The sequence below is a fragment of the Bacteroides sp. OM05-10AA genome (genome assembly GCF_003439055.1).
Classification (GTDB): domain Bacteria; phylum Bacteroidota; class Bacteroidia; order Bacteroidales; family Bacteroidaceae; genus Bacteroides; species Bacteroides intestinigallinarum.
In genome coordinates this window covers 41,185-63,137 of sequence record NZ_QSUR01000013.1, presented here as the reverse complement: position 1 = coordinate 63,137, position 21,953 = coordinate 41,185, and the positions used below count along the sequence as shown (strand labels likewise).

The 21,953-nt window shown below is 44.1% G+C and carries 16 protein-coding genes and 1 pseudogene; 11 read left to right on the top strand and 6 right to left on the bottom strand.

The genetic code is table 11. The features are described from left to right. Positions 1-22: 22 nt before the first annotated feature. Entirely contained in the window at positions 23-1,387 is a 1,365-nt protein-coding gene (locus DXB58_RS12130; RefSeq protein WP_122136880.1) for a dipeptidase, read from the bottom strand. After that, positions 1,387-2,463, bottom strand: a complete 1,077-nt coding sequence (gene aroC / locus DXB58_RS12125; RefSeq protein WP_004306728.1) for a chorismate synthase — start codon at positions 2,461-2,463, stop codon at positions 1,387-1,389. Before aroC ends, DXB58_RS12130 begins: the two co-directional genes overlap by 1 nt. A gap of 161 nt (positions 2,464-2,624) precedes the next feature. Between aroC and DXB58_RS12120 the strand changes: the two genes are divergently transcribed. Further along, the gene (locus tag DXB58_RS12120) at positions 2,625-3,191 is read left to right on the top strand and encodes a calycin-like domain-containing protein (RefSeq protein WP_117971810.1); all 567 of its coding nucleotides are present in this window, start codon (positions 2,625-2,627) and stop codon (positions 3,189-3,191) included. Here DXB58_RS12120 and DXB58_RS12115 read toward each other — a convergent pair. Both DXB58_RS12115 and DXB58_RS12110 read right to left on the bottom strand, forming a co-directional pair. Beyond that, complete coding sequence (locus tag DXB58_RS12115) at positions 3,188-3,973, bottom strand: porin family protein (RefSeq protein WP_122136879.1); 786 nt, start codon at positions 3,971-3,973, stop codon at positions 3,188-3,190. The two genes, DXB58_RS12120 and DXB58_RS12115, sit on opposite strands and share 4 nt — an antisense overlap. Positions 3,974-4,005: 32 nt before the next feature. Beyond that, positions 4,006-5,089 (bottom strand): annotated as a pseudogene (locus tag DXB58_RS12110) (PCMD domain-containing protein). Between the two features lie 133 nt (positions 5,090-5,222). Here DXB58_RS12110 and DXB58_RS12105 point away from each other — a divergent pair. Beyond that, the gene (locus tag DXB58_RS12105) at positions 5,223-6,509 is read left to right on the top strand and encodes a serine dehydratase subunit alpha family protein (protein WP_122136878.1); all 1,287 of its coding nucleotides are present in this window, start codon (positions 5,223-5,225) and stop codon (positions 6,507-6,509) included. A gap of 127 nt (positions 6,510-6,636) precedes the next feature. Here DXB58_RS12105 and DXB58_RS12100 read toward each other — a convergent pair whose 3' ends face one another. Continuing rightward, positions 6,637-7,215: a peptidylprolyl isomerase gene (locus DXB58_RS12100; protein ID WP_008998836.1), complete on the bottom strand. Its 579-nt coding sequence runs from the start codon at positions 7,213-7,215 to the stop codon at positions 6,637-6,639. A gap of 481 nt (positions 7,216-7,696) precedes the next feature. On the opposite strand from DXB58_RS12100, the gene ilvD reads away from it, so the two are divergent. The 5 genes from ilvD (at position 7,697) to ilvC (ending at position 13,694) form a co-directional block, all read left to right on the top strand. Continuing rightward, a complete protein-coding gene (ilvD, locus tag DXB58_RS12095) occupies positions 7,697-9,496 on the top strand; it encodes a dihydroxy-acid dehydratase (RefSeq protein WP_122136877.1) in 1,800 nt (599 codons plus the stop codon). Positions 9,497-9,525: 29 nt separating this feature from the next. Beyond that, positions 9,526-11,220 carry a biosynthetic-type acetolactate synthase large subunit gene (gene ilvB, locus DXB58_RS12090; RefSeq protein WP_122136876.1) on the top strand — a complete coding sequence of 565 codons (1,695 nt, stop codon included), beginning with the start codon at positions 9,526-9,528 and terminating at the stop codon, positions 11,218-11,220. A 56-nt stretch (positions 11,221-11,276) separates the two neighbouring features. Beyond that, entirely contained in the window at positions 11,277-11,840 is a 564-nt protein-coding gene (gene ilvN / locus DXB58_RS12085; RefSeq protein WP_008650275.1) for an acetolactate synthase small subunit, read from the top strand. Continuing rightward, positions 11,840-12,583, top strand: coding sequence for an acyl-[acyl-carrier-protein] thioesterase (locus tag DXB58_RS12080; RefSeq protein WP_099146824.1), 744 nt, complete (start codon positions 11,840-11,842; stop codon positions 12,581-12,583). The genes ilvN and DXB58_RS12080 overlap by 1 nt, the downstream gene beginning before the upstream one ends. A gap of 67 nt (positions 12,584-12,650) precedes the next feature. Next, positions 12,651-13,694 carry a ketol-acid reductoisomerase gene (ilvC, locus tag DXB58_RS12075; RefSeq protein ID WP_122136875.1) on the top strand — a complete coding sequence of 348 codons (1,044 nt, stop codon included), beginning with the start codon at positions 12,651-12,653 and terminating at the stop codon, positions 13,692-13,694. Positions 13,695-14,170: 476 nt separating this feature from the next. Here the strand turns inward: ilvC and DXB58_RS12070 are convergent, their stop codons facing one another. After that, on the bottom strand, positions 14,171-16,108 hold the full coding sequence (locus DXB58_RS12070; RefSeq protein ID WP_233527284.1) for an AAA domain-containing protein: 1,938 nt from the start codon (positions 16,106-16,108) through the stop codon (positions 14,171-14,173). 66 nt (positions 16,109-16,174) lie between these two features. Here DXB58_RS12070 and DXB58_RS12065 point away from each other — a divergent pair, with 66 nt between their 5' ends. The 4 genes from DXB58_RS12065 (at position 16,175) to DXB58_RS12050 (ending at position 21,927) form a co-directional block, all read left to right on the top strand. After that, on the top strand, positions 16,175-18,418 hold the full coding sequence (locus tag DXB58_RS12065; RefSeq protein ID WP_122136873.1) for an aconitate hydratase: 2,244 nt from the start codon (positions 16,175-16,177) through the stop codon (positions 18,416-18,418). A 3-nt stretch (positions 18,419-18,421) separates the two neighbouring features. Next, the gene (gene icd / locus DXB58_RS12060) at positions 18,422-19,612 is read left to right on the top strand and encodes an NADP-dependent isocitrate dehydrogenase (RefSeq protein WP_032853484.1); all 1,191 of its coding nucleotides are present in this window, start codon (positions 18,422-18,424) and stop codon (positions 19,610-19,612) included. Between the two features lie 26 nt (positions 19,613-19,638). Next, positions 19,639-20,982 carry a citrate/2-methylcitrate synthase gene (locus DXB58_RS12055; RefSeq protein WP_122136872.1) on the top strand — a complete coding sequence of 448 codons (1,344 nt, stop codon included), beginning with the start codon at positions 19,639-19,641 and terminating at the stop codon, positions 20,980-20,982. A 183-nt stretch (positions 20,983-21,165) separates the two neighbouring features. After that, complete coding sequence (locus tag DXB58_RS12050; protein ID WP_122136871.1) at positions 21,166-21,927, top strand: DUF1295 domain-containing protein; 762 nt, start codon at positions 21,166-21,168, stop codon at positions 21,925-21,927. Positions 21,928-21,953 lie beyond the last annotated feature (26 nt).

Genomic DNA, 21,953 nt, shown 5'->3' with positions numbered 1-21,953 from the left:
ACTTGATTGTTATTTATCCGCTTTATCGTCTGGCATATTCTTGATGAAACTCAATGACTGCCTCTATCCCTTTCCGGAAGATATCCAATGAGCAGTTCTCGTTCGGAGAATGGATTGCATTCGATTCGAGTCCAAATCCCATCAATACGGTTTTGATTCCCAATACCTGTTCGAAAGTAGAGATGATGGGGATACTTCCGCCACGGCGTACCGCCAACGGCTTTTTCCCGAAAGCGATCTCGAAACCTTTCTCTGCTGCCTGATAGGCAGGAAGTGAAATCGGGCACACATATCCTTGTCCCCCGTGCATGGGAGTCACTTTCACCTGTACTGTATCAGGAGCGATACTAAGAATATAATCTGCGAACATTTGCGAAATCTTATGGTGATCCTGATGCGGTACTAACCGGCAAGATACTTTAGCATAAGCCTTTGAAGGCAGTACGGTTTTAGAACCTTCTCCTGTATATCCGCCCCAAATACCACATACGTCAAAAGACGGACGGCAACTGTTACGTTCCAATGTGCTATATCCTTTTTCTCCGAAAAGCTCTTTTACACCGATTGCTTCTTTGTATTTCTTTTCGTCAAAAGGAATATGGGCTATCATTTCCCGTTCGGTTTGCGGCACTTCTTCCACGTCATCGTAGAATCCGGGAACAGTGATACGTCCGTCGGCATCCGTTACTTTGCTAATAATCTGGCAAAGCACGTTGATCGGATTGGCTACCGCACCCCCGAAATGTCCGGAATGCAAGTCACGATTCGGTCCCGTCACTTCTATTTCCCAATAAGCCAGTCCGCGCAGACCAGTAGTCAATGAGGGCAGTTCAGCTCCTAGCATACTCGTATCCGACACCAGAATAACGTCTGCTTTCAGCAATTCTTTATGTTCTTCGCAGAAAGCTTCCAGACTGGGCGAACCTATTTCTTCTTCACCCTCGAAGATGAACTTCACATTATTCTTCAGTAATCCGTTTTTGACGAGATATTCAAATGCTTTCACCTGAATGAACGATTGTCCTTTGTCATCATCCGCTCCACGTGCCCAGATATGTCCGTCACGTATTTCCGGTTCAAACGGTTCGCTTTTCCAGAGTTCCAATGGTTCGGCCGGCATCACATCGTAATGAGCGTAGATTAATACAGTCTTTGCATCCGGGTCCACGATCTTTTGAGCGAAAACAACCGGATTGCCCTGTGAGGGCATTACCAATGCTTCGTCCACACCTGCTTCCAATAACAGCTGTGCCCAGCGTTCCGCACAAGCCAGCATATCGTCGTGGTGCTCCGGCAGAGCACTGATACTGGGAATGCGAATAAGGCTGAACAAGTCATCCATCATCTTTGGTTCGTGTGCCGCTATGTATTTTTGAATCTCGTTCATTAGAGTTGCGTCGTTTTATCCAGTAAGTAATAATCGAGTATAGTCATGGCGGCCATTGCTTCTACGATAGGTACGGCACGAGGTAATACACAAGCGTCATGACGTCCGCGTGCTTTCAGAGTGGTGTCGACGCCATCAATGTTGACAGTTTCCTGTTCCATCAGCAGTGTGGCAATCGGTTTGAACACTACACGGAAATAAATATCCTGACCATTACTCAATCCTCCCTGAATACCTCCGGAGTGATTGGTGTGCGTCTCGATCCGTCCGTTATTGTTATAGAAAACATCGTTCTGTTCGGAACCTTTCATTTTCAATCCCTTGAATCCTTCGCCGTATTCGAATGCTTTGGCAGCGTTGATGCTTAACATGGCGTTACCCAAGGCAGCATGAAGTTTACCGAAAACAGGTTGTCCCAATCCGATGGGGCATCCCTTAATGACACAAGTCAGTGTACCTCCGATGGTATCGCCTTCGCCTTTTACCTTATATATAAGATCTGCCATTTCTTTTGCTTTTTCAGGGTCCGGACAACGTACATCGTTGGTTTCTATCAGGTCGAAATTATAGTCCGAGTAAGTACCCTCCAGTTTGATAGGACCTACCTGCGAGGTATAGGCCGTGATATTGACTCCCAGTTGGCGGAGTGCCAGCTTAGCCAATGCACCGGCTACAACGCGCGAAATCGTTTCGCGTGCAGAGGAACGTCCGCCGCCGCGATGGTCACGGATTCCATACTTCACCGTGTATGTGTAATCAGCGTGTGAAGGACGATATACATTTTTCAGATTGTTGTAGTCATTGGGGTGTTGGTTTTCATTCCAAACGATAAAACCGATAGGACACCCGGTTGATTTCCCCTCAAAAATACCTGAAAGAAACTCTACTTTATCAGCTTCTTTGCGTGGGGTGGTAAGGATTGATTGTCCCGGACGACGGCGATTTAGTTCTTGTTGTACAAATTCTTCGTCGATGGTAATTCCTGATGGGAATCCGTCAATCACTCCTCCAATTCCTTTTCCATGAGACTCACCGAAACTTGTGAGTCGAAAGATATTGCCAAATGAATTAAACATAGTTGTGGCTTTTTTAAAATTACTATATGCAAATATAACAAAGTTTTCGGTAAGAAAGTTGCGAACTCGAAATAACTTCGAAAAAGGAAGCATATTGAACCTTTTTTCTTCTTTTTAGTTTATAAAGGACGAATTTATTGTAATAACTAAACCAAAGACGTATGAAAAAGAATCTATTGTATTTATTGGCATTGGTATGTTCTCTTACTCTCTTTGCTGCTTGTAGCAGTGATGACGACGACAGTGATAACAAGAATAATGAGAATCCTCCCGAAGAGGAAGCTGTGATAACGGCTCCGGATGTAATCGGAACGTATTGGGGAAATCTGGATATATCCATGATACCGGATGGCTCGGATCAGGAAATTGTCATTGGCGACGGAATAGAGAAGTTTATCACGCTCTCGCAGGTCAGCAATACGGAAGTGAAGATTGAACTGAAGGATTTTGAATTGTTCATCAACCAGCAGATATTAAAATTTGGAGATATTGTCATTGATAAATGTGAAGTGAAAAAGGGGGAAGGTGTGTCTACATTCACCGGACAGCAAGATCTTACATTTGAAGGAGATGCTGCCTCTTTGGGTACTTGCCCTGTGACAGTTACGGGAACCGTAGAAGATGGAAATGCAGACATGACTATTAATGTGAAAGTGCCTGCATTGCAACAGACGGTGAAGGTAACCTACTCCGGAGTGAAGCAGGTGGCAGAGCCTAGTGGGACTTAAAAAGCATACCCGAAACCTATATTCAAGTAGATGGGGTACATAGCAAAAGTGATTGTATTAAAATCGTTTTTAAATATATCATTCAATCCCCAGGTAAGATCGGCATACACATTGAGGTGCTTGAAGGCTCGCCATCCGGCTCCTACCTGTAATCCCCACTGGAAATGTCTCAAGTCGTCCGAGAAATCGTATGTTGCAATTTTACCGTCGGTAAACTCAACCTTCGGACCGGTGGGATTATCTTCCCGCAAATATCCTTCGTATACGTGACCTGAAAATTCTCTTGAAAGTAGATAGGAGAAATAAGGTCCGGCTTTGATATTCCACCGGTTGGTTAGTTTGTAGGTAGCCATCAGAGGTATTGTCAGTCCGGCGGTATGTACTTTGGTTTTTACTCCGCCTGTCCATACTCCGCTGATTCTTTCACCTCCCTGCCCGAGAATCTCCATATTGTAATTCTTCACGGTGGCTTCGGTAGTCATTGCTTTGTTTTCAAGCCGCAATCCGACTATAATTCCGAGCTTGTTCTGAACGGCAATCCATTTGGTCACTTCACCTCCTATACTGATAGCTAATGTCGGGTTATATCCGTCAATGGAACGGATTTCCACCGGAAGAGGAAGCGGGGCTGTGCCGCCAATGCTGAAACCTGCTTTTATCTCATATTCCAGTCCGTGAAGGGCGGAACGGATCAGTGTTTCATTTCGATCAACCTGTGCATAGCCGGGGAGGGCTATTCCTATACAGGTTAGTAAACTGAATATATACAGATAGATTTTCATTGTTCTTGTTGTTATAAAGTTATTTAGTTCCACTAATCTTCCGAGTGATAGATTAACTCGGCCTCGTCAATGAGCAACGTACTTCCGATTGCTCCGTTAAAATGATCTCCTTCCAGACTTGAGGTGAACACTATGGCTATATTATATTTTCCATCCATTAGCTTTTCCTTATCTATGAATTTGCCGGGGAGAGTGGTGAAAGGAAGCTTAAAGTAAGTCCATTCGTTCGTTTCTTTGGCGTTATTAATCCGTGCTGTTGAAATCAGGTTTGGGCTGGTAAATGCGTTCGTTCCGTCAAGGGTTGGAACAGATTCGCTGGTTTCGTACATGATGGCATATATGTCACAGATATCTCGTTTCCCATTTACAGGTTTGCCTCCTTCTGTAAACTGATCTCCCGCTTTGTACTTATAATAGCCAGCCAGATAAGTAGGTACATGCCGGAAAGGAAGACCGAATTTAGTTGCTTTAAGCGGATTACTCATCGCATTGCTTACATCAAAGGAACCGATAAACAGATTTCCTGCCGCGATAGGCATTCCTGCTATTTGTCCAAAGAATCCGGTACTGCGTGTCACTAAAGAAAGGCATTTGCCGGCTTTTCCGTCCGTTATTTGGAAAGTGGGAGTCATCAGCAGTTTTGGCTACGCCGGTCATGGCATAGCCCGCATTTCCACTGGCCCATTCCATAACGACTTTACCTCCTTCGCGTTCTACAAATATGTAGTACTTCTTTCCGCCAAGCGTATCTTCGAAATTATAGTTCGTGGCAAGTTCCGTGTCGATAACGGATATGATATACGTTTTCTTCCAAACACCATCGGCAGCTGTAACAGTATATTCTTGTGGAGTATTGAAATTTCGTTCCGTACCGCTAAGAGGATTAATTGTAGCTCCCGGAGTCAATGTAAATTCAGGTGTAAGTTCTGAAATATCAGTTCCCGGACCGACGAAGATAGTGATGGAATTATTGTTAATAATAGGACTGGTTGTCATGGCTACTCCCGGTAGTGTGCAACTTACTATGTCTGCTTCTGCATTGAGAGCTTCTTCGCCGATACAGGAAGAGGAAACAATAGCCAGTAGCAAATAGAGAATCACGTGTTTTGCTTTCATTTTTCTATCAATTCTTTCTGTTAAAGTTTGGTGTATGGGAGATTTTATAACAATATGAGATTTTATTTGTTCATTATAGAATGTTGGAAAAGAAAGAATTTCCTATTTTTGTGGAACCAAAACTTATAAGTCCATGACTGAATCAGAAAGAAGGCAAATTATAGAGTTGATTAAGAAAGAAGTCATTCCGGCTATTGGATGTACGGAACCTATCGCAGTAGCGCTTTGTGTAGCTAAAGCTGCTGAAACGTTGGGAGTGAAACCGGAAAAGATAGACGTCTTGTTAAGTGCTAATATACTAAAGAATGCCATGGGAGTCGGAATCCCGGGAACGGGTATGGTAGGTCTTCCCATAGCTGTGGCTTTAGGTGCGTTGATTGGTAAATCAGACTATCAGTTGGAGGTGTTGAGGGACTGTACGCCGGAAGCAGTGGAGCAGGGGAAACTGTTCATTGCAGAAAAACGGATTTGTATTTCTCTGAAAGAAGATATTACGGAGAAGCTTTATATCGAAGTGATCTGTAAAGCGGGAGATAAAACAGCTAAAGCTATCATTGCCGGTGGACATACTACCTTTATATATATAGCCAAAGATGAACAGACATTGCTCGACAAGCAACATACAGTCAGCGAGGAAGAGGAAGATGCTTCGCTCGAATTAAACTTGCGTAAAGTCTATGACTTTGCACTGACTGCTCCGCTGGAGGAGATTCGCTTCATTCTTGATACAGCCCGTTTGAATAAAGCTGCTGCCGAGCAAGCCTTTAAAGGTAACTACGGACATTCTTTAGGTAAAATGCTTCGGGGAACTTATGAACATAAAGTGATGGGGGACAGCGTATTTTCTCATATTCTCTCTTATACATCAGCTGCTTGCGACGCCCGGATGGCGGGTGCAATGATTCCTGTCATGAGTAATTCCGGCAGTGGTAATCAGGGGATATCCGCTACACTCCCTGTCGTTGTCTTTGCCGAAGAGAACGGAAAGAGCGAAGAAGAACTTATCCGTGCTTTAATGCTAAGCCATCTCACTGTTATATATATCAAACAAAGTTTAGGACGTCTGTCAGCTTTGTGTGGCTGCGTGGTAGCTGCTACCGGATCCAGTTGTGGAATCACCTGGTTGATGGGAGGAAACTACAATCAGGTTGCCTTCGCCGTTCAAAACATGATTGCTAATCTGACAGGAATGATTTGTGACGGTGCAAAACCGAGTTGTGCATTGAAAGTAACTACCGGAGTTTCGACAGCCGTATTATCTGCAATGATGGCAATGGAAGACCGTTGTGTGACTTCCGTAGAGGGAATTATCGACGAAGATGTAGATCAAAGTATCCGCAACCTGACAAGAATCGGCTCGCAAGCCATGAACGAAACGGATAAAATGGTGCTTGACATCATGACGCATAAAGGATGCTGATTTCAAGTATTAAGTATCAGGTATTAAGTATTAGCTCAAATAACGGCATAAAAAAAGTATTAAGTATTAAAGCCCGGTTGTGTCCGCATGGAATTAATACTTAATACTTTATAATTTAATATTTTATTTAGTGACAGTGTCCGCCTTCGCAACCGCAGTCGTCGCCACAGCCATCACCGCAGCTGTCGCATCCGCAACTGCAGCCACCTTCGCCACTCATCATTTTCACAAGTTCCTGAATTTCTTCGTTCGTAGCAGGGCGGCTTTCCAGTATTTCACCTTCAAAGATCAGGTCGGCACCAGCCAACGGGTGGTTGAGGTCAACTACTACAATATCCGGTTTGATTTCTACTACGCTGGCATTTACGCGTTGACCGTCACCAGTCATCAAAGGTACGATGTTACCTTCTTTAATACGTTCGCTGTCAAATTTGCCATCTATTTCAAATATATTTTTGGGGAGGTCAATGACGTGTTGTTCGTCATATTGTCCGTAAGCCTTATCTGCCGGAATGGTAAAGTCAAATTTATCACCTTTAGAAAGAGCAGTTATTTGATTTTCGAAGTCTTCGAGTGTTGTTCCTAATCCTGAAATGAATTGAAAGGGATGTTCTGCTTTTGCTTCTTCGAACAACTCTTTTTCACCATCTTCCATTGTATATAGTTTGTATGCAACGGTAATGTACTTGTTTTCTACTGTTTCCATCTGATATTTTTTGTTTCTGATTAATAATTCCCGGTAATCCGGGTCGACAAAGATACGAATTATTTGCTTGTCCTCCGGTATAGGGAGGGTAAATTTCAGATTATTAAGTGCTTTTGTCAGAAAAAGAAGGTGGAATGTGCACTTAGATAATAGTTGTAAATTCAACCTTTAAGTGATAAAATAGAGAAATAATACCTCTCTTTTCTTACAATTATTCGCTTTTAAGTGATTTTTTTCTTCGATTTGTTTGGATATAATAAAAAAGCCCTTACCTTTGCAGCACGAAAATAAAGAAAAGAAGATATGAATATGTTACATACATCTATTAACCTAGCAGTCCTGCATATTATTCGCCTCGTGGTGGTCCCATCAAGAGCGTGAGAAAGGTTTTTGTGTTGTATGTGTTCGTACCATAAAAGATAGAATTTAGAGCCTTTCTCACTTGTGTGAGGAAGGCTCTTTAATTAAAAGATAGATTGAAATGAAAAAGCAATTACGCAGTTCGTTTAGTACACAAGGCCGTCGGATGGCGGGAGCCCGTGCGTTATGGGCAGCCAACGGCATGAAGAAGAATCAGATGGGTAAACCCATTATCGCTATCGTCAATTCGTTCACACAGTTTGTTCCGGGACATGTGCATCTGCATGAAATCGGTCAGCTGGTGAAGGCAGAGATTGAGAAGCTGGGATGCTTCGCTGCGGAATTCAATACAATAGCTATCGACGACGGTATAGCAATGGGGCATGATGGTATGCTTTACTCGCTTCCTTCACGTGACATCATTGCAGACAGTGTAGAGTATATGGTTAATGCGCACAAGGCAGATGCAATGGTATGTATCAGCAATTGCGATAAGATTACTCCCGGAATGTTGATGGCGGCTATGCGTCTGAATATTCCTGCCGTATTTGTATCGGGCGGTCCGATGGAAGCCGGAGAATGGAATGGTCAGCACCTGGATTTGATCGACGCGATGATTAAATCGGCTGATGAAAGTGTCAGCGATCAGGAAGTAGCGAATATCGAGCAAAATGCTTGTCCTACTTGCGGATGTTGTTCCGGTATGTTTACCGCCAACTCAATGAACTGTCTGAATGAAGCAATCGGACTGGCTCTTCCCGGAAACGGAACCATCGTAGCTACACACGAGAATCGTACGCAGCTTTTCAAAGATGCAGCAGAACTGATCGTGAAAAATGCAAAGTTATATTATGAAGAAGGAGACGAAAGTGTGCTTCCTCGTAGCATTGCTACCCGTCAGGCTTTCTTGAACGCCATGACGCTGGATATAGCAATGGGTGGTTCTACTAATACAGTTCTTCACCTGTTGGCTATTGCTCATGAAGCAGAGGTAGATTTCAAGATGGATGATATCGATATGCTTTCCCGCAAGGCTCCTTGTCTCTGCAAGGTGGCTCCCAATACACAGAAATATCATATTCAGGATGTAAACCGTGCCGGTGGTATTATTGCTATCATGGATGAACTGGCAAAAGGCGGTCTGATAGATACATCTGTTCGACGGGTAGACAGAATGTCATTGGCGGAAGCTATTAATGAATATTCAATCACCAGCCCGAATGTAAGCGAAAAGGCAATTAAAAAATATTCGAGTGCAGCCGGAAATAGATTCAATCTCGTACTTGGTTCACAGGGCATGTACTATAAGGAACTGGATAAAGACCGTGCAAACGGATGTATCCGCGATTTGGAACATGCTTATAGCAAAGACGGTGGATTGGCCGTATTGAAAGGCAACATTGCCCAAGACGGTTGTGTGGTAAAAACAGCAGGTGTAGACGAAAGTATCTGGAAGTTTACCGGACCTGCCAAAGTATTTGATTCGCAAGAAGCAGCCTGTGAAGGCATCCTCGGAGGCCGAGTCGTCAGTGGTGATGTCGTCGTCATTACGCACGAAGGTCCGAAGGGTGGTCCCGGTATGCAGGAAATGCTTTATCCTACCTCTTATATCAAATCTCGTCATCTCGGAAAAGAATGTGCTTTGATTACCGACGGACGTTTCAGTGGTGGAACTTCCGGATTGAGTATCGGACATGTTTCTCCCGAAGCGGCAGCTGGAGGCAATATCGGAAAAATTGTGGATGGAGACATTATCGAAATCGATATTCCGGCCCGGAAGATTAACGTGCGACTGACGGATGAAGAACTGGCGGCTCGTCCGATGACTCCTGTCACTCGTGACCGTTATGTACCGAAGAGTCTGAAGGCGTATGCCAGCATGGTAAGCTCTGCCGATAAGGGAGCAGTGAGATTAATCTGATATAGTTCATTTATCAACTATCAACTAATATGAAAGATTTAATAACAGGTGCAGAGGCTATGATGCGCTCCTTGGAACATCAGGGAGTGACTACCATCTTCGGTTACCCCGGTGGTTCCATAATGCCGGTGTTCGATGCCTTGTACGATCATCAAAATATATTGAACCATATTTTGGTTCGTCACGAGCAGGGAGCTGCCCACGCGGCACAAGGTTATGCCCGTGTATCAGGAGAAGTAGGTGTTTGCCTGGTGACGAGCGGTCCCGGGGCAACCAATACGGTAACAGGTATTGCAGATGCGATGATCGATAGTACACCTATCGTAGTGATTGCCGGACAGGTAGGAACAGGTTTTCTCGGAACGGATGCTTTTCAGGAAGTTGACTTGGTAGGTATTACGCAACCAATCGCTAAATGGAGCTATCAGATCCGTCGTGCGGAAGATGTAGCCTGGGCGGTAGCACGTGCGTTTTATATTGCCCGTAGTGGTCGTCCCGGTCCGGTGGTACTGGACTTTGCCAAGAATGCGCAAGTAGAAAAAACGAAATATGAACCGACGAAAGTCGATTTTATTCGCAGTTATGTTCCCGTTCCCGATACGGACGAGGAGTCTGTACAGGCAGCTGCCGAACTGATTAATAACGCCGAACGTCCGCTTGTATTGGTTGGACAGGGTGTTGAATTGGGAAATGCACAGAACGAATTGCGTGAATTTATCGAAAAGGCAGATATGCCTGCAGGCTGTACGCTGCTCGGACTGTCAGCTTTACCGACAGAACATCCGTTGAATAAAGGAATGTTGGGTATGCACGGTAATTTGGGACCGAATATCAATACCAATAAATGCGATGTACTGATTGCTGTCGGTATGCGCTTTGACGACCGTGTGACTGGCAATCTGGCTACTTACGCCAAACAGGCGAAGGTGATTCATTTTGATATCGATCCTGCAGAAGTCAATAAGAATGTAAAGGTAGATGTAGCTGTTTTGGGAGATTGCAAGGAGACATTGGCTTCTGTGACTAAACTCCTGAAAAAGAAAACTCATACCGAATGGATTGATAGCTTCAAAGAATATGAGAAAGTAGAGGAAGAAAAAGTAATCCGCCCTGAACTTCACCCTGCAACAAACTCTTTGAGTATGGGAGAAGTGGTACGTGCGGTAAGCAATGCCACTCAACATGAAGCAGTTTTGGTAACAGATGTAGGTCAAAATCAGATGATGTCTGCACGTTACTTCAAATATACGAAAGAACGCAGTATCATCACTTCCGGAGGACTCGGAACTATGGGCTTCGGTCTTCCCGCAGCTATTGGGGCAACTTTTGGAGCACCGGAACGTACCGTATGCGTATTTATGGGAGATGGTGGACTGCAAATGAATATTCAGGAGTTGGGTACGATAATGGAGCAGAAAGCTCCGGTGAAAATTATCTGCCTGAATAATAATTACCTCGGAAACGTACGCCAGTGGCAAGCTATGTTCTTCAATCGCCGCTATTCGTTTACTCCGATGTTGAATCCGGATTATATGAAGGTTGCTTCGGCTTATGATATTCCTTCCAAACGTGCTTTCACCCGTGAAGAACTGAAAGAAGCTATTGCAGAGATGCTGGCGACAGATGGTCCGTTCCTGCTCGAAGCGTGCGTAGTGGAAGAAGGCAATGTTTTGCCGATGACTCCTCCGGGTGGTTCGGTCAATCAGATGCTGTTGGAATGCTAGGAGAAGTTGAATATTGAGAATGGAAGATTGAAAGTTCGCAATTAAAATTTAGGATTATGAGTGACAAGACATTATATACGATAATAGTTCATTCCGAAAATATAGCCGGATTGCTGAATCAGGTAACTGCTGTATTTACTCGTCGGCAAATCAACATCGAGAGTCTGAATGTATCTGCTTCTTCTATTAAAGGTGTACACAAGTATACGATTACAGCTTTGACGGATAAGGACACCATTGAGAAGGTAGTGAAACAGATCGAAAAGAAGATCGATGTGATTCAGGCACATTATTTCACCGAGGATGAAATATACTTCCATGAGATTGCACTATATAAGGTATCTACTCCTGCTTTTCAGGAAACTCCGGAAGCATCCAAGTTGATCCGCAGATACAATGCCCGTGTAGTGGAAGTTAATCCGGTATTTTCTATTGTCGAGAAAAATGGTATGAGCGAAGATATAACCTCACTCTACGGTGAACTGAAGGCTTTAAATTGTGTTTTGCAGTTTGTTCGGTCGGGACGCGTAGCGATTACTACCAGTTGCTTTGAACGGGTGAACGAGTTTCTCGATGGACGGGAAGCCATGTATAACCAGAGTAAAAACCAACAAGAATAATGAGTGAAGAAAATAAAATAGGAACTTATCAGTTTGTGGCAGAGCCGTTCCATGTTGACTTTAATGGACGTCTGACTATGGGCGTACTGGGAAATCATCTGTTGAATTGTGCAGGTTTTCACGCAAGTGACCGTGGCTTTGGTATTGCAACACTGAACGAGGATAATTACACCTGGGTACTTTCACGTCTGGCCATTGAGTTGGATGAAATGCCTTATCAATATGAGAACTTTTCAGTTCAAACATGGGTGGAAAATGTCTACCGCTTGTTTACTGACCGTAACTTTGCTATTATTGATAAGGATGGGAAAAAGATTGGTTACGCGCGTTCCGTATGGGCGATGATTAATCTCAATACCCGCAAACCGGCCGATCTATTGACCTTGCACGGAGGAAGTATCGTAGATTATGTCTGTGACGAACCTTGTCCTATTGAAAAGCCTTCACGTATTAAAGTGACAAGCGATCAGCCAATGGCTACCCTGACGGCAAAATACAGTGATATTGATATTAACGGTCATGTGAACAGCATACGTTACATCGAGCATATCCTTGATTTGTTCCCGATAGAGCTGTACAAGACCAAACGTATCCGCCGTTTCGAGATGGCGTACGTAGCCGAAAGTTATTTTGGTGATGAGCTCTCTTTCTTCTGCGATGAAGTGAATGCAAACGAGTTTCACGTAGAAGTAAAGAAGAATGGCAGCGAAGTTGTTTGCCGTTCGAAAGTGATATTTGAATAAATGTGAGAATACAAAATTAATTAATAACGGATGACGTAAGTCATCAAAAACTAAAAACAAAAAGAAAATGGCACAGTTGAATTTTGGAGGTACTACTGAAACTGTAGTAATCCGTGACGAATTTCCATTGGAAAAAGCTCGTGAAGTATTGAAAAATGAAACAATTGCTGTAATCGGTTATGGCGTACAGGGACCTGGACAGGCACTGAACTTGCGTGATAACGGTTTCAATGTAATCGTTGGTCAACGTGAAGGAAAAACATACGATAAAGCAGTAGCAGACGGATGGGTTCCGGGCGAAACTTTGTTCGGCATTGAAGAAGCTTGCGAGAAAGGTACTATCGTAATGTGCTTGTTGTCTGACGCAGCAGTAATGTCTGTATGGCCTACTATCAAACCTTACCTGACTGCCGGAAAAGCTCTTTATTTCTCACATGGTTTTGCTATCACTTGGAACGACCGTACAGGTGTAGTTCCTCCTACTGATATCGACGTTATCATGGTTGCTCCTAAAGGTTCGGGTACTTCTTTGCGTACAATGTTCCTCGAAGGACGTGGCTTGAACTCTTCTTATGCTATCTATCAGGATGCTACAGGCAAAGCAATGGACAGAACCATCGCACTGGGTATCGGTATTGGTTCCGGTTATCTGTTTGAAACAACTTTCCAACGTGAAGCTACTTCTGACTTGACAGGTGAACGCGGTTCATTGATGGGCGCTATCCAAGGTTTGTTGCTGGCACAATACGAAGTATTGCGTGAAAACGGTCATACTCCTTCTGAAGCATTCAATGAAACAGTAGAAGAACTGACACAGTCATTGATGCCGTTGTTTGCAAAGAACGGTATGGACTGGATGTACGCTAACTGTTCTACTACTGCTCAACGTGGTGCTCTTGATTGGATGGGCCCATTCCACGACGCTATCAAGCCGGTAGTTGAAAAGTTGTATAATAGCGTGAAGACTGGTAACGAAGCGCAGATTTCTATCGACAGCAATTCACAACCTGATTATCGTGAAAAATTGAATGAAGAGCTCCGTCAGCTGCGTGAAAGTGAAATGTGGCAGACTGCTGTAACTGTTCGTAAACTTCGTCCGGAAAACAATTAAGCTGGGTAAATTATACAAGTTATTAAAAGGGAGAGGGCTGTTTGCTTTCTCCCTTTTTTTGTTAAAAAGAGATTTAGAAATGAACAAATGAGGCTTCCCTAATTTTTTTTCAAAAATATATTGATTATATGGACAAAAAATGCAAGTTTATGTTTATCTTTGCGTCATCAGATAAAATAAACGAGAAGTATGAATTAATTTAACCAGCCCTGAAGAATGATTAACATCACTAAATAAATAAACGAATAACGCTGCTTTTGATTTATCAGAAGTGGTGATTTAGTGTGTTTTACCTTTGTGGAAGTTGATATTTCTTTTTGAGATCTGTATTTGTATATTGGAAGTAAAAGTCATTTTTTGACTTCTTAAATAAAGAATAGTACTGATGTGAAATAAAATATTGTTTGTTTTGTTTGTGTTAAAACGAAGTGTGGTTTCGTGAGAAAGTGCACTTTGTTAAAAGGAGGATTAAGTATTTAATCCTCCTTTTTAATGAATAACATCAGTCTTTTGTAGAAAGGATGTTTGGTAAGGGTGGAGGCATCTCCTAATATAACAAGCTTCATTCGTGCCCTTGTAATCGCTACATTCATTCGTCGCAAATCATTCAGGAATCCAATCTGCCCATCCTCGTTGGCACGTACAAGACTGATGAAAATAACATCTCGCTCCTGTCCCTGAAAACCGTCTACCGTGTTTACGGTGATGAGGCTGCGGAAGGGACGTAAAAAGCTGCTCCCTTTGATCTTTCCCCTCAAATATTGCACTTGCGCCTTGTAGGGTGAAATCAGGCCGAAATCAATTCTTTCATCCAGTATCCGTTCTTTGCCGATACGTTCGATATATGCTTCCAGTTCCTGTAGTAATAGATTGGCTTCCTGCTTGTTGATGCGTCCGAAGCTCTCGCCTACAAAATCTTCGTGAAAGTCCATTTCTGAAGTATCAATCCAGTTCATAGGAGTGTCAAAGTCAAGAATACCTCGGTAGCGCACTTCCGGGGCAGCTTCTAGTTCTCCGTGGTAGAACCAGTCGGAGGGAAACTGCATGATAGCCTCGTGCATTCTGTACTGTACCTTTAGTAAAGAGACAGCAGAAGGCTTTTGCTGAACCACTTTTTCCATTAACGTGTGATCCAGTCCTCCACGAGCTGCTTCTATACATTTGATAGTTGGCGGAAGCTGGCAATGATCTCCTGCAAGGATGACACGGTCTGCTTTGCGGATGGCAATCCAGCAGGCAGCTTCGAGCGCTTGAGCAGCTTCGTCAATGAACAAAGTAGGAAAACGACGCCCGTTGAGCAGACGATGGCTACTGCTGACTAGCGTAGAAGCAATCACACGGGCACTATCAAAAAGATCGGCATTGATTTGTATTTCCAACTCCGTAGCACGATCGCGGAGATGACTCATGCGATTACGTATACCTTCCCGTTCAGAATAACTACCCCGGCGCATCCGGCTACCCATTTCACGGATAGATTTGCGAATTCCCCAAAGTTCCGGATAGGCAGGATGGCTTTCAAACCTACGTTCATAGGTGGATGATAGCATTTTGTCGTTGACCCGGGTAGGATTTCCGATGCGGAGTACGGGTACTCCCCGGTCTACCAGTTTCTCACAAATCCAGTCGACAGCAGTGTTACTTTGTGCACAGACAAGCACTTGCGGTTCCCGGTGCAATGTTTCATAAATCGCTTCGACAAGAGTCGTTGTTTTTCCGGTTCCCGGAGGACCGTGAACGATGGATACATCACGCGTGCAGAGTACCTTGTTGACAGCTGTTTCCTGTGTGCTGTTCAACCAGGGGAAGCGGACAGGATACAACTCCCGGAATCCCGGTTTTTGTGTGCCAAGCAAAATATCACGCAGTTCTGCCAGACGATTATCTTTAGCTCGTATGGTGTCTTCCAGTGCCTCGAACATGGCCCGGTAGGATGTTTCGTCAAAATAAAGTTGCACCCCCAGTATGCCGTCAGTTTGCAGTTCCGCTAAAGCTCCCGCTCCGGGAAGTACAACTACCATTCGCTCCTCATCCGCAAAGCTGACAGTAGCGATGAAATTCATGTACTTCACTTTTCCTTCGAATGATTGGTGGAAAAAGCAGACGGGACGGCCGAACTCGAAGGAATGCTCTATTTCTTTATTTTCGGTCCGTGTAATATCTATTACAAGCTGATTCAGAGAATTGTAGTAACTTCGGCCAAGAGAGACGGGATACCAGCAGAGACCGCGTTTCACTTTACGGGCAACGCCCATTGTTTCGGTCTGCCGTTTAAATTCTTCCTTCTCGTATTCATACTCCATCCGCAGGAGGAGTTGCTGTTGCTGAAGGTCGATGATTGGACTTTTCGGATTATTACTCATAATAGGCGCAAAGGTAACAAATCTTCGTTCCGGGTAGAAAAAATATTTCATTTTGTTAAACATTACTCGAACGCCGTTCGTTATTTTTATAGATAGACTCATAAAAGATAAAACAATATGGTATATGATGTGACTATGTTAGAAGCTTTCTACGCTGCTTATAAAGGAAAGGTAGAACACGTACGGGCTATATTGAAACGCCCCTTAACGTTGGCCGAGAAAATTTTGTATGCTCATCTGTATGATGTAACCGATTTAAAAGATTACAAACGGGGAGAAGATTATGTGAACTTCCGTCCCGACCGTGTAGCTATGCAGGATGCGACTGCGCAGATGGCATTGCTTCAATTTATGAATGCAGGTAAGGATCAGGTGGCTGTGCCCTCAACAGTACATTGCGATCACTTGATACAGGCGTACAAAGGTGCAAAGGAGGATATTGCTACGGCAAGATTGACCAATGAAGAAGTATATGACTTCCTTCGTGATGTATCTTCCCGTTATGGCATCGGTTTCTGGAAACCGGGAGCAGGTATTATCCACCAGGTAGTACTCGAAAACTATGCTTTCCCCGGAGGTATGATGGTAGGAACGGATTCTCACACTCCTAATGCAGGCGGACTGGGCATGGTAGCTATCGGTGTCGGTGGCGCGGATGCAGTGGATGTGATGACAGGAATGGAATGGGAACTGAAAATGCCGAAAATTATCGGTGTCCGTCTGACCGGAAAACTAAGTGGTTGGACATCTCCGAAAGATGTAATCCTGAAACTGGCCGGCATTCTTACCGTAAAAGGAGGAACGAATGCTATTATCGAATATTTTGGTCCCGGAACCGAATCCCTTTCTGCTACCGGGAAAGCTACCATTTGTAATATGGGTGCTGAAGTAGGGGCTACTACCTCTCTGTTTCCGTTTGACGGGCGCATGGCTGCCTATTTGAGAGCTACCGGCAGAGATTGTGTAGTCGATTGGGCTGAAGCTGTCGATGCCGATCTTCGTGCGGATGATGTAGTGACCGACGAACCATCCAACTATTACGACCGTGTGATTGAAATAGATTTGTCGGAACTCGAACCTTATATAAACGGACCGTTTACACCGGATGCCGCTACTCCAATTTCCGAATTTGCAGAAAAAGTGTTATTGAACGGCTACCCTCGCAAAATGGAGGTGGGCTTGATTGGTTCATGTACCAATTCTTCTTATCAGGATTTGAGCCGTGCGGCTTCTCTGGCAAAACAGGTCACTGAAAAGAACTTGAGTGTCGCTGCTCCGTTGATTGTCAATCCGGGTTCGGAACAAATCCGGGCTACTGCCGAAAGAGATGGTATGATTGAAGCTTTTGAACAGTTGGGCGCCACGATTATGGCAAATGCCTGCGGCCCTTGTATCGGTCAATGGAAACGCGAGACGGACGATCCGACACGGAAAAATTCAATCGTTACTTCTTTCAACCGTAACTTTGCCAAACGTGCTGACGGTAATCCGAATACCTATGCGTTTGTAGCTTCTCCGGAACTGACGATGGCATTAACGATTGCTGGTGACCTCTGCTTCAATCCGTTGAAAGACAGACTGGTAAATCATGACGGAGAAAAGGTGAAACTATCCGAACCTGTAGGAGATGAACTTCCTTTGAAAGGTTTTACATCCGGGAACGAGGGATATATTGCCCCACACGGAGCAAAAACGGAAATCAAGGTGAAGTCTGATTCTCAACGTCTCCAACTCCTGACGCCTTTCCCGGCGTGGGACGGACAGGATTTACTGAATATGCCTTTACTGATTAAAGCACAAGGCAAATGTACTACCGACCATATCTCTATGGCAGGTCCGTGGCTCCGCTTCCGGGGACATTTGGAGAATATTTCCGACAATATGCTGATGGGAGCTGTCAATGCTTTTAACGGTGAAACGAACAGCGTTTGGAATCGTTCAACAAATACTTATGGAACAGTTTCCGGTACGGCAAAAATGTATAAGTCTGAAGGTATTCCGTCTATAGTTGTTGCCGAAGAGAATTATGGAGAAGGTTCCAGCCGTGAACACGCAGCCATGGAACCGCGCTTTCTCAATGTGCGTGTCATTCTGGCTAAGAGTTTTGCCCGTATCCACGAAACGAATCTGAAGAAACAGGGAATGCTTGCTCTTACTTTTGTAGACAAGGCGGATTATGACAAGATTCAGGAACATGATCTTCTGTCAGTCGTAGGTTTAGTCCATTTCGCACCCGGTCGTAATTTGACGATTGTTCTTCATCACGAAGACGGAACGAAAGAAAGTTTTGAAGTACAACATACATATAATGAACAGCAGATAGCCTGGTTCCGTGCCGGTTCTGCTTTAAATGCAAGATAAAAAATGAGCAAGATAACCATGCAAACAGATGGTACGTTGCTGGTGCCTGATGTGCCTACCGTACCTTATATTACCGGTGATGGAGTAGGAGCGGAAGTGACTCCTGCCATGCAAGCCGTAGTGGATGCAGCTATCCGGAAAGCCTATGGCGGCAAACGTCGGATCGAATGGAAAGAAGTGTTGGCGGGAGAACGTGCCTTCCATGCAACAGGTTCCTGGTTGCCGGATGAAACAATGGAAACCTTTCAGGAATACTTGATAGGAATCAAAGGGCCGTTGACAACTCCTGTCGGAGGTGGAATCCGGTCGTTGAATGTAGCGCTGCGTCAGACACTTGATTTATATGTCTGCCTTCGTCCGGTCCGTTGGTATCAGGGAGTACAGTCGCCTGTCAAATCACCTGAAAAAGTGAACATGTGCGTGTTCCGTGAAAATACGGAAGATATTTACGCAGGTATCGAGTGGGAAGCCGGTACTCCGGAAGCTGAAAAGTTCTATAAATTCCTGAAAGACGAAATGGGAGTAACAAAAGTCCGTTTCCCGGAAACCTCCTCTTTCGGTGTGAAACCTGTATCACGTGAGGGTACCGAACGTCTGGTACGTGCTGCCTGCCAGTATGCACTCGATCATCATTTACCTTCTGTAACCCTGGTGCATAAAGGAAATATCATGAAGTTCACAGAAGGTGGTTTCAAGAAATGGGGCTACGAACTGGCACAACGTGAATTTGCCGATGCTTTGGCAGACGGCAGACTGGTGATAAAAGATTGCATTGCCGATGCTTTCTTGCAAAATACACTCCTGATTCCCGAAGAATATTCCGTAATAGCTACCTTGAACCTGAATGGAGACTATGTTTCCGATCAACTTGCAGCTATGGTAGGCGGTATCGGTATTGCTCCGGGAGCAAACATCAACTATCAAACAGGACATGCCATCTTTGAAGCGACTCATGGAACAGCTCCCAATATTGCGGGAAAAGATGTGGTGAACCCTTGTTCTATTATACTTTCGGCAGTGATGATGCTCGAATATTTTGATTGGAAAGAAGCGGCTGCTCTGATAGAGAAAGCCTTGGAACAAAGCTTCCTGGACGCTCGCGCTACACACGATTTAGCTCGTTTTATGCCGAATGGAACCTCCCTCTCTACTTCCGCTTTCACTCGTGAGATCGTGGAAAGAATTGAAAAATAAAAGTAACGAATAAAAAACGAAGAAAGATGAAAAAAGAGTACCTGATTTACAAACTTTCCGAGGAGATGAAGGAAGCTACCCGGATTGATAATGAATTGTTCCCAAAGTTTGATGTGAAACGCGGATTGCGTAATGAAGACGGCACGGGTGTATTGGTAGGTTTAACCAAAATCGGTAATGTAGTAGGCTATGAACGTATTCCGGGTGGTGGACTGAAACCGATACCGGGAAAATTATTCTATCGTGGTTATGATGTGGAAGATATTTCGCATGCCATTATCAAAGAGAAACGTTTTGGTTTTGAAGAAGTGGCTTACCTGTTGCTTTCCGGACGTCTGCCGGATAAAGAAGAACTGCTTTCTTTCCGTGATTTGATTAACGACAATATGCCGTTGGAGCAGAAGACAAAAATGAATATCATAGAGTTGGAAGGAAACAACATCATGAATATTCTTTCACGCAGTGTGCTCGAAATGTACCGTTTTGATGCGAATGCGGATGATACTTCCCGAGATAACCTGATGCGCCAGAGTATTGAACTGATTTCGAAATTCCCCACCATCATTGCTTATGCGTACAATATGCTTCGTCATGCTACTTTCGGACGTTCTCTGCATATCCGCCATCCGCAGGAAAAACTCTCTATTGCCGAGAACTTCCTGTACATGCTGAAAAGAAATTATACCGAACTCGATGCTCGTACCCTCGATTTGTTGCTGATTCTTCAGGCAGAACATGGGGGTGGTAACAACTCCACTTTCACCGTTCGCGTTACTTCTTCTACCGGAACGGATACATATTCGGCCATCGCCGCAGGTATCGGTTCATTGAAAGGCCCGCTTCACGGAGGTGCAAATATTCAGGTTGCCGACATGTTCCAGCATCTGAAAGAAAATATCAAAGACTGGACAAGTGTGGATGAGATAGACACTTATTTCACCCGAATGTTGAATAAGGAAGTATATAATAAGAGCGGACTGATCTACGGAATAGGACATGCCGTTTATACGATCTCCGATCCCCGTGCTCTTCTGTTGAAAGAATTGGCTCGTGACCTTGCCTGTGAAAAAGGAAGAGAAAGCGAATTTGCTTTCCTCGAACTGTTGGAAGAACGTGCTATCGCTACTTTCGGACGTGTTAAAAACAACGGAAAGACAGTATCCAGCAATATTGACTTCTATTCAGGCTTCGTGTATGAAATGATCGGCTTACCGCAGGAAATCTTCACTCCTCTGTTTGCTATGGCGCGTATTGTAGGCTGGTGTGCACACCGTAATGAAGAATTGACCTTCGAAGGCAAACGAATTATCCGCCCGGCTTATAAGAATGTACTCGATGATTTGGCTTATATTCCAATCAAGAAACGCTGATAAAAACAAATCCTTTTATTGAATATATAAGTGATCCCGGATGTATGCCTGGTAATTCCAGGTATGCGTTCGGGAATGCTGTTTTTATATTTGTAAAGGAATGTATTTCAGATTCTTTCTCTTTTTTGTACTGTCATTCGTCTCATTTTTGTTATTTTTGCGTGTTACAAAAAAAAGATCGACATGAATATAGATGCTTTTAATCTGTTTCTGGGCGTGATGAGCCTGATTGCCCTGGTTGTTTTTATCGCCCTTTACTTTGTGAAAGCCGGATATGGCATTTTCCGCACGGCATCGTGGGGCGTAGCTATATCCAATAAACTAGCCTGGATATTGATGGAAGCTCCGGTTTTCCTGGTGATGTCCGTAATGTGGATATATTCCGAGCGTCGGTTTGAACCGGTGATCTTCACTTTTTTCCTGTTTTTCCAGATTCACTACTTTCAGCGTGCTTTCATTTTTCCTCTGTTACTGACGGGGAAAAGTAAGATGCCGCTGGCAATCATGTCGATGGGTGTTCTTTTTAATTTGCTGAATGGCTATATGCAAGGTAAATGGATCTTTTATCTTGCTCCCGAAACGATGTATCAATCCGATTGGTTCACTTCACCGTGGTTTATTATAGGTACACTGCTTTTTTTTACAGGTATGCTGACGAACTGGCATTCGGATTATATCATCCGGCACTTGCGCAAACCGGGAGATACCCGGCATTATTTGCCTCAAAAAGGAATGTACCGTTATGTCACTTCCGCCAACTATTTCGGTGAAATAGTAGAATGGGCAGGATGGGCGATACTCACTTGTTCACTTTCCGGACTTGTTTTCCTTTGGTGGACGATTGCTAACCTTGTTCCCCGTGCCAATGCCATCTGGTGCCGTTATCGCGAAGAATTCGGAGATGCGGTGGGAGAACGGAAACGAGTGTTTCCTTTCCTTTATTAGGTATTAGAGGCACTTTTCATCACGAC